This window comes from Staphylococcus arlettae (genome assembly GCF_002902345.1).
Lineage (GTDB): Bacteria > Bacillota > Bacilli > Staphylococcales > Staphylococcaceae > Staphylococcus > Staphylococcus arlettae.
Window position 1 is genome coordinate 4,944 of record NZ_PPQB01000019.1, and the last position, 9,586, is coordinate 14,529.

Sequence of the window (9,586 nt, forward strand, 5' to 3'; positions counted from 1 at the left end):
ATCAAAATAAAAAAGTTCAAATTTTAATGTTGGTGCTTGAATCACACCAAAGTCTTCATCTAACTGCTTAAGATTTTTTATCGCTAAATGATAAGGTAGTTCATAATCTACTACATTACGTATAAATGATAAATTAAACGCATGAATACCGATATTGGCATTGTTTAAAGTATTAGCAACTGAGTTATCTAATTCCGAATACTCAAACACAGTATCTTTATGGTCCACATTTACTAAACGTCCAACACTCTCACCATCATGTGGCTGAATAGATTTAGTTGTCACATCTTTCTCATGTGCATATGTATAACCTGCAAACAACGGATCTAATACTTTTACCAATACATTATCAATATTATTTAAAAATATGTATTCCACGCCTCGTTCTTTCATCTGGTCTAAATAGCCAGCTTGATTTAAAGATTTAAAAACGCCGCCGTTACCATTTGGTGTTTCTAAGATATCACCATTTTCGTCCAAGACTAATTGTCCATGTTCGTTTAAACACGTTACATCATCTTGCCTAAAGAAATATACATGATCACTATCATAACCAAAATAGTTCTGGTCTTCAAAAAACAATTGTGTTTCTCTATCATTTAATTTGCTAGTCATAATATACCAATCGATTGTAGTACCAGTCTGTTCAGCTAACTGTAATAATTGGCGAGCTTGCAACTCAAACAAACTTATACCTTCGATTTCAAAAGTACCTTTAGGTCCTTTATAACCTAAACGTGTCCCTTGTCCACCAGCCATTAATAATACAGCAAATTTACCATTCTTTATCGCTTGGATACCTTGTTGCTCATATTGAGCTTTTTCAATATCTGATAATTCATTACTTTTCTCATATTTTACTTCATCAACTGAAGAAACATCGCTAATCATTTGTTTATTAAGATATAAAGACTCATATAAAGACTGAATTTCTGCTAAATCTAAAGATTTAACTTTTTCATTAAGTTTTTCCTTTTCATTAGCACTCATTAGCTTTTCGAACTCTACCAAGTGACCTTGATTATACTTGTCTAGTTCCTTTTTATCCAACATGTTCTCTCTCCTTAAATCCATATAATCATTATAGAAATAAATATAGTTTATTACATACAGTATATAAAATTTTACTGTATGTACAATATAGCAAATCATTAACAATGACAAACAATATCATAATAAATGATTAATAAAATTATTAAAATAAGATTGGAATAAAGTGTAAAAGCCTCCAATCGTTAGTGCTGTTGCTAACGATAAATCAACTAACCCTCCCGTTTTAAACTGTACTGGAAATTTAATACTAATAGGGATAGGATACAATAATTTAACGCCACGTGGTGTCAACATATCTAGTATAACATGTGAAAGCAAACCACATATAATTGTAATTAAATAATAATTAGGCGTTTGAATCATATACAATAAAGCAGCAATGATTGAAACAAATAAAATAGAATGAGTAAAGGTTCGATGTCCAAATAAAAGTCGTATAATAATACTAATAAACTTAAAGCGTCTTCCAATTCTACTTTGTGCATGACAAATATCTGGTAATAAACTTGAGATAATTGCTAAAGTAACGACTGTAACGGAAATAAATAAATCTGTTTCGTAATATTCTATGGCTAAAGCTCCAACTAAAAAGCCACAAGATGCGTGTGTTTTACCTGTCATTTTCACTTCTCCTTATCGCCATATTTTACCACATAACTAAGCGAAACGCGAACATACTTTCGCAATAGTTAAAGTATAACCTAATTTTAAAAAGTATCACATAATCACTTGAAAACGATTACAGTATGTTATATGATATAGCTATAAATTTATTAAAGGATGTGTTCAAGATATGGCAATGACAGTTAAAAAAGATAATAATGAAGTAAGAATTCAGTGGAGAGTTGCAGATATCAAAATTCCTACAAACGAAATTAACAACATTTCGCAAGACCAAAATATCCATGCAGTACCTAAATTAGATCGTGACAAAGTGTACAGAATTGGTTCTACATTTGGTAAAACGAATCGCGTTATTATCGACACGGATGATCATGAATACATTATTTATACGCAAAACGATCAAAAAGTTTACAACGAACTTACTAAATAAATAATTATAAGTTTATCAAAAGAGGCAAAACTATAGTTTTGCCTCTTTTTTTGCTAAATTAACGCTCTAGTATTTGACGTTTTATTAAACAGCAATTTATGATAAATAGTAATAACTAACAAAGAGGTGAAAAGTCATGTATGTTGTGACAAATAGAATTGATGTCAAAAAAGGTTTTGCCGCAAAAATGGCAAGTAAGTTTACACAGGGCGGTAAAATTGAAGAACTTTCTGGATTTAAACGTATTGAAGTATGGCAAATAGACGAAGATTTAGACTATGATCAAATGTACGTTAATACTTGGTGGGAATCAGAAGACGATTTTAATGCTTGGTTAAGTAGTGATGCTTTCAAAGAGGCACATAGTAACAAAGGCAAGCAGCAAGAAGAATCGCCTGTAATTGGCAACAAAATAGTAAAAGCACATGTACTTTCTTCGTTAAATTAGTCACCTATAGCAAAAGGTCAGAACCATAATTCATGGTCCTGACCTTTTTGCTAGTTAAAATAGAGATGTGCCATTAAAGCAATTATAGGTAACGCTATAATAGTACGAATTAAAAAGATAATAAATAATTTAAAAATACTTACAGGAATTTTAGAACCTAATATTACGCCACCAACCTCAGATAAGTAAATAAGTTGGGTAATACTTAACGCCCCAATAACAAATAATGTGATATTATTACCAACACCTTCAATCAGGATAGATGGTAAAAACATATCAGCAAAACCGACAATAATAGTTTCTGATGCTCGTGCCGCTTCTGGTATTTGCAGTAATTCTAAGTATGGCACAAATGGTTTACCGATAATTGCAAATACTGGGGTATACGTAGCTATAATTGTGGCTAGTGTCCCAATACTCATTACTACTGGTAAAATTACAAACCACATATCTACTACAGTTTTAAAGCCCGATTTAAAAAACAAAGCAAATCCTGGTGCTTTAATTCCTTTTTCAGTAGCCATATCAAAACCATGACCAAGCGCTGTTTTTCCTTCAGGTAATTTTTCGGTTCTCATTTCTTCTGGTACTTCTTTGGAATATTCATCTTTAATTTTATTTAACGGCCATATTCTCGGCATAATGACAGCTAATACCAAACATGAAACTATCACAGTTAAGTAAAAATAGAAGAAATGACTTTGCATGTTAACAGTTTCTGCTACAACAATCGCAAACGTTAAAGATACTACACTAAAAGTTGTTGCAATTACCGTTGCCTCTCTTCTCGAATAAAACCCTTCTTGATATTGTCTACTCGTAATCAATACTCCAACTGTACCATCACCAATAAACGACGCCAGATTATCTACAGTAGACCGGCCTGGTAAAGTAAATAATGGACGCATTACTGGTCTAAAAATGGGTCCCAATAATTCTAATAGTCCATATTCCATTAATAAAGGTAAAAATAATGCCGCAAAGAAAAATATCGTTACTAGCGTTGGTAATAAACTAGAAAACACTAAACCACCAGTATCTTCAGAATAAATTACTTCGCTCCCTACTTTTAAATAAGTACACCATACAAATACTACAGCTAATATTCTAAGTAATAGCCAAACCATTTTAACGTTGAAAGCATTGTATAATAACCCTTCAGGTTTTAATTTATGTTTCAAAATCGTGGAACATAACACTGATAATATCCCAGATAGCGTAATAATAATAACAATGATAAGTGGCATCGCATCGCCAATTAACGTTTTTACTTGTCCTGCTAAATAAGCTACAGTTAAAGTAGTTTCCTTTTTACCATCTTGAGTCACGGAAATTGGTGTTAAAAATAAAATAATACCAATCAATGACATAATTATAAACTTAATACGACCTTTTATAATTTGCGATTTACTATATTGATTCACTTCATTATCACCCCTTAGGTGGTATTTTTTATGCATATAGCAAAATTCACACAGCGATTATTATAACCCATTGTGTATAAATATGTAAATGATAAGTTTTTTATACACGCGCCTTTCACCATTTGATAAATAACTTAAATAAGGTAATTCAAATAATATTGTCTTTGAATTACCTCTACTTTATATGAAAACGCTTTCAAATGCAATGTTTTATTTTATCTGTATAACTGACTAATTTCGAACCTACTCATCTATAACTCTATCGGCTATTTTTACCTTAATTTCAGCTACCTACTACTCTCAAACTCAGTTCTTTTTAATGATTATAAAAACTAAAGCATTGTTATAATTTAAAGCTGTTAAGTTGTTTGGCATTTAAACTTTGAGTCATTATTGTTATGCCATTATCCGTGATGTAATTTTTAGGTATATTTTCCATGTACATGCTTTGTGCTAAAGCATGATAGTTTAATTCAAATTCTAAGTTATCTCCGACTTGATAGTAATCACAATTCATCAAATCTATCATTAAATGATCACTTGTTGCACCTATTATTTTCACTTGTCTGTTGCGTGCTGTTAAACCATTAATTGCCGTATCTAAATAACCAATATCAACGATAGCTTGCAAATAGTGTTTCCCAGATGCCATATCAAGTCTCGGTTTAATTTCAAGAATTTCTCCTTCTAACACGATCGAATTTTGAAACAGAATAGGACTAGGCTGACTCGTTATCGTATCTACACCTCTGAATAATGTTTCCCCAATTCGTAATTCGTTTATTTTCCCTAAATCATTGTAAAACATTTGTGTCAACATACTAGAGTTACCACCAGAAATGATTTTAAAATGATATTGAGTCTCAGTTTCTATTGTTTTGATAAAATGATTTATCATATCTACATCATCTTCAGATGGAGGAAGTGTATTAAAACACATAAAATTAAACGCAAGACCAACGAGACAAATATGATGTAATTTTAAAATCTCATTTATATAACTGATGACATCATACGTAAGTACACCTTCACGTGCATCTTTCCAATCTATCATTAAAAGTATTTCATGTTTTGTTCCTTCGCTTTTAGCTACTGCATTTAATGCTTTAATTGTCTTCAGTTCAGTTTGAATACTTATTTTAGAAAGTTTAACAATTTCTTGTAGCTCATTTTGGCCAGGGCTACGCAACATTGTATATGTAATATCTTTAGCTGTAGCTTTTTTAATATTATCAATTCGTGCATCTGCAAAGTGCGTAATACCTAATTTTTTCAACTCATTTACTATAACTTGATCTCCAGCAATACATTTAGTTACAGGTGTAAAATGTACATGATGTTCATTCAGTAATGTCAGTAAAACTTTGGCGTTATATTGAATTTTGGATAAATTAATTGTTAATTGCACTTTACTTCCACCCCTCTTCACAAATAGGATTATCGATTTCAGTTGTGATATATTGTTTCACTTTATTTTCCATTCTCATGCGTAATAAAGCTTTAACTTTAATTGTGGGTGCAAATAATTGTTGACGTAATTCTGACGCATGTGGTTTATTATCATCTATTGCTGCATTGACGATTTCCGACACTATTTGAAATAACTCTGCTTCATTCACCTGTTTATATTGTCCGAAATGATGTATTAATTCAGCAAATTGATTTTGAATTACTGAATGTTGAAATTTAGCTATTACATCCACAATATTATCTGCCAACAAACTATCATTCATGACGTTGATTTGTGGTGCTGTAGTTTTTAAAGTATCTAAGTCTATTCTGGATCCACCTAAATCTCTAACAATAAAGCGCATTTGAAAATCTGGTCCTAAATTAACAACCGTATTTTGCATATGTGCTTCTAGTGCTATTCCATAATCTTGAATATAAGCTATGAGCGGTGTAATCAACGCATATGCATAATGCTGTAAAAATTCGTTGATTGAGGACTGGTTTATGTCATAATTTAGCCATTCTAAGTAGCTATCAATTATGGTGTTACCATCTACTGGATTTTTATTCACTAAACACGCCGAAACTAACGTCAAACCATTATAAGAAATGTGAGGTTTACTACGTATAATATACGACAAATGCTTAGCCTTTGACGCTTCAGTATTTGCATATAATCCAAATGGTTCAGTAGCAACTTGGAGTAATGGATATGCTTTAGTTAACTGTTGCAATTCATAACTTAAGTGTGGTCCATCAATAGTAGTAACATGCCCCACTGTACGAATAGCACTAGTTGCTTGCACTTTTATAGGTAATTTGACATGAAATGGGCGCCCTACTAGCTCCATAGTTCTGAAAGACAATGTCGCTTTAGATGGAACCTCAAATGGAGTAGGTAATAAATAGCCTTCTAGAATCCACTCCTTAAATGTGTCTACAATAACATGTTCATATTGCCATGGATGGACTAATATTACTTGGTAATCTTTTAAGTTCAATTGTTGAGATTCCAAAAATGCTTTCAAGCGATATTTGTAATCTGGCAACACTACATCCAACATATATTGTTCATGATCTTCCATGGAAGTCGCTACCGCTTTATCTTTATGGATAACCATCAGTTTTAGTGGAATAATTTGACCAAATTCTGGTGAATATAGTTTCATATCTGCTTCAGATAAGGGAAGTTTTGTTTTACTAAGCGGATGTGTAGGATGTCCTTCAATAACCAACCCCTCTGAAACAGTTAACTCGTCAACTTCACCTTGTTCAACAATGTGCTGTAACCATGCACAAAAATTTATATTTTGAGGCATACGTGAAAACTTCAGACTGTCAGCAATATTTTGCTGTCTATTGTCAAATTGTTCATAGATTAACATAAAACCTGTTCTACTAGAAATCAGCTCTGAAGTTAACTGTTGGCTAATCTTTAAATCAAAATTATCATTTAAAATTGCTAATAAATGCTCTAAGTTGTCTATCTTAATTGATTGTTGTCCTCGTTTATACGTAATAAAACCACTCAACCTATATCGTTTCATAGCACTAGCCTGTGTATAACAAACTTCTAAGATTTGACCTTTATATTGAATGTATAATTTACTATCTTCGACTTGCAATTTTAAGTTGTCTGAAGCTATGTCTTCTTTAATAATGGCATTTAATATTCGATGTTGAACATTTAAATCTGCCAACTGTCTTGTTGTATATTCCATATAATAGGTGTCCTCCATTTTTACTTCCCAAATTTCACTATACATGCTGTTTATTCATTCAATAAACTATACATAGTTATTGTAAAATACTGCTGATAATATTGTTAAAATCCATGCTAACTCGGCAATATTTAATAACATAAAATAATTAAATTACTTCGTCTAAATAGCTACGGTTTAACTTACTACATGTGATAACCACACAATATATGATAAAATTTAATAATAAAATATAACGCTAGTATAAAGGTATGGGAAAATACTCCCACACTTAATTGATAACCATTATCATTATAGATACTATTGATTGTACAAATATAAAATGCATTTGTAAAATAAATTTTTTGAGGTGGGTTATGACAAATATAAATAATTATAACGATTTAAATATACAACTTACTCCTGAAGAAGCGTCTGCTTATACTTATTTATCTACCAATGAATCACAGTGGGCTGACAAATTCAAAAGTGCTATCTCACTAAGTAGAGATAAAATAACCCAACGCTTGGTAGCATCAATGTATAGAGAGAACTTAGCAAATTGTTATAATAACAGTTCTATCAGAGAAGTTACTGACATACCTTTTACTTTGAAAACGAGTCGCTCACATGTACTACAGCTCTACTTCTCAAATTCAAATAAAGTAATAATAGCACCTATTGTGGGGATGTATGCATTTAATCGTGTAGACGTGGAAGGTCCATTTTATTTTTTAGAAGAAGATAAATTAACACGTATCACACATCCAGAGCTAATTTTAAATTGCATATTAACTGAATTACCAAAATTAGATACTAATGCAACGTTGCAATTTAAAATGGATCTTGAAAACAGTATTGCCAATTTAGCGTTAGCACTAAGTTATCAACTATATTCATTTTCACAAGTTACAGCACCGTTGTGGACATTAATTGAAAACAGTAAAGATAGTTATTTACGCTCAGAACAGTCTGTCATTGAAGGACATCCTTTACATCCAGGCGCTAAGTTACGTAAAGGGCTAACAGCAAGAGAAGCCATTCAATACTCAACAGAATTCGATAAGCCCATTTCACTGCATTTTGCGTTATTACATAAGTCAGTGGCAAAGTCACAATCACTGACGTCTGATTATAATGAAGCTTTATTCCAACGATTTCCAAATTTGCGACAATGTGTCGTCGCTGAAGTAGGACATTCTCAACTGCCAAACTATTATGTACTTGTTATACATCCATGGCAATTTGAGACAATTTTCAAATCGCAATATGATGACCTCATACAATCTAGTTTATATATTCCTTTAAATTATCAATTAGATTATTATGCTGGTCTCTCTTTTAGAACATTAATGCCAAAAGTAGATACGACACCACATATTAAATTGGCTACCAACGTACATATTACAGGTGAAATTCGAACTTTATCTGAACAAACTACATTTAATGGACCATTAGTATCAAAGATTTTAAAAGATATCATATCTCAAGATAATTTATTCAAGAATATACAAGCTTCAACTGTCGATGAAATAGCTGGTTTACATTATTACAATAGCTCTGAGCAGCAGCAAACAAAGCGTAGTGAACAAATTGCTACTTTATTTCGCGAAAATATTTATCAGCTAATCGAAAATGATAGTACCCCAATAGTGCCTTCTAGTTTAGTTAGTTGTCATGTTTATAATAGTGAAACTCCTTTAGAAACATTAATCACGCGTTATTATGACAATTACGCTTTTGACTCTATAGAAACAGCAGCTATAGCTTGGTTAACACATTATAGTAAAACACTTTGCGACTTAGTAATACCTTTAGTAGCCAAATATGGAATAGCTCTAGAAGCACATTTACAAAATGCTATTATTTCAATTGATAACACTGGTGCATTACACCATATTTATATTCGTGATTTTGAAGGATTACGCATTGATACTCAACAATTAAATGCTATGGGATACAGTACAAAAAACTTTCATCAAAAATCACTAATCTTAACCTCAAATGCACAAACAGTGTTGAACAAGGCCTTTTATTCAACCGTTCAAAATCATATCGGAGAGCTTATACTGACAGCAGTAAAAATTTGGGATGCCCCTCATATAGAAAATATAATCTGGTCAAATGTCAGAACTTTAATTGAACAAAAACTCGATGAAGTTGCACAATCAATGGATAATAGTAACGGAATTAATAACTTTAAAGAAATTCTGTTTGCTCCGACTATTGACTATAAATGTGTTACAACTATGCGTTTAGTTGATGAAGCGGATTATTACACCTATGTAAAAGTTAATAATCCATTACATAAATAAAAACAATCGTCGTTGCACATTAAACTATCAACACAACAATTGTTTAATTGCCTCTCTATAAGACCACACTGTTAGCTTCTAACAAAAAAGGGAGTGGGACAGAAATCTGATTTTGAAAAAATGATTTCGTTGTCCCACCC

The 9,586-nt window shown here is 31.7% G+C and carries 8 protein-coding genes; 3 read left to right on the forward strand and 5 right to left on the reverse strand.

Going from position 1 to position 9,586, the window contains the following annotated elements:
- A partial coding sequence (locus CD036_RS08990; RefSeq protein WP_258027395.1) for a UTP--glucose-1-phosphate uridylyltransferase occupies positions 1 to 1,053 on the reverse strand: 1,053 nt, incomplete at its 3' end.
- 117 nt (positions 1,054 to 1,170) lie between these two features.
- A complete protein-coding gene (locus CD036_RS08995; protein ID WP_002509233.1) occupies positions 1,171 to 1,674 on the reverse strand; it encodes a metal-dependent hydrolase in 504 nt (167 codons plus the stop codon).
- Between the two features lie 172 nt (positions 1,675 to 1,846).
- Here CD036_RS08995 and CD036_RS09000 point away from each other — a divergent pair, with 172 nt between their 5' ends.
- Positions 1,847 to 2,107, forward strand: coding sequence for a SunI/YnzG family protein (locus tag CD036_RS09000; RefSeq protein ID WP_002509234.1), 261 nt, complete (start codon positions 1,847 to 1,849; stop codon positions 2,105 to 2,107).
- A 136-nt stretch (positions 2,108 to 2,243) separates the two neighbouring features.
- Complete coding sequence (locus tag CD036_RS09005) at positions 2,244 to 2,555, forward strand: heme oxygenase (RefSeq protein WP_002509235.1); 312 nt, start codon at positions 2,244 to 2,246, stop codon at positions 2,553 to 2,555.
- A gap of 50 nt (positions 2,556 to 2,605) precedes the next feature.
- Here CD036_RS09005 and CD036_RS09010 read toward each other — a convergent pair whose 3' ends face one another.
- From CD036_RS09010 to CD036_RS09020, 3 genes are all read right to left on the reverse strand, one after another.
- A complete protein-coding gene (locus tag CD036_RS09010; RefSeq protein WP_269667670.1) occupies positions 2,606 to 3,925 on the reverse strand; it encodes a YjiH family protein in 1,320 nt (439 codons plus the stop codon).
- Between the two features lie 397 nt (positions 3,926 to 4,322).
- Positions 4,323 to 5,387 carry an alanine racemase gene (locus tag CD036_RS09015; RefSeq protein WP_103388482.1) on the reverse strand — a complete coding sequence of 355 codons (1,065 nt, stop codon included), beginning with the start codon at positions 5,385 to 5,387 and terminating at the stop codon, positions 4,323 to 4,325.
- Position 5,388: 1 nt separating this feature from the next.
- The gene (locus CD036_RS09020) at positions 5,389 to 7,152 is read right to left on the reverse strand and encodes an IucA/IucC family protein (protein ID WP_103388483.1); all 1,764 of its coding nucleotides are present in this window, start codon (positions 7,150 to 7,152) and stop codon (positions 5,389 to 5,391) included.
- A gap of 356 nt (positions 7,153 to 7,508) precedes the next feature.
- On the opposite strand from CD036_RS09020, the gene CD036_RS09025 reads away from it, so the two are divergent.
- Complete coding sequence (locus CD036_RS09025) at positions 7,509 to 9,446, forward strand: IucA/IucC family protein (protein ID WP_103388484.1); 1,938 nt, start codon at positions 7,509 to 7,511, stop codon at positions 9,444 to 9,446.
- Positions 9,447 to 9,586 lie beyond the last annotated feature (140 nt).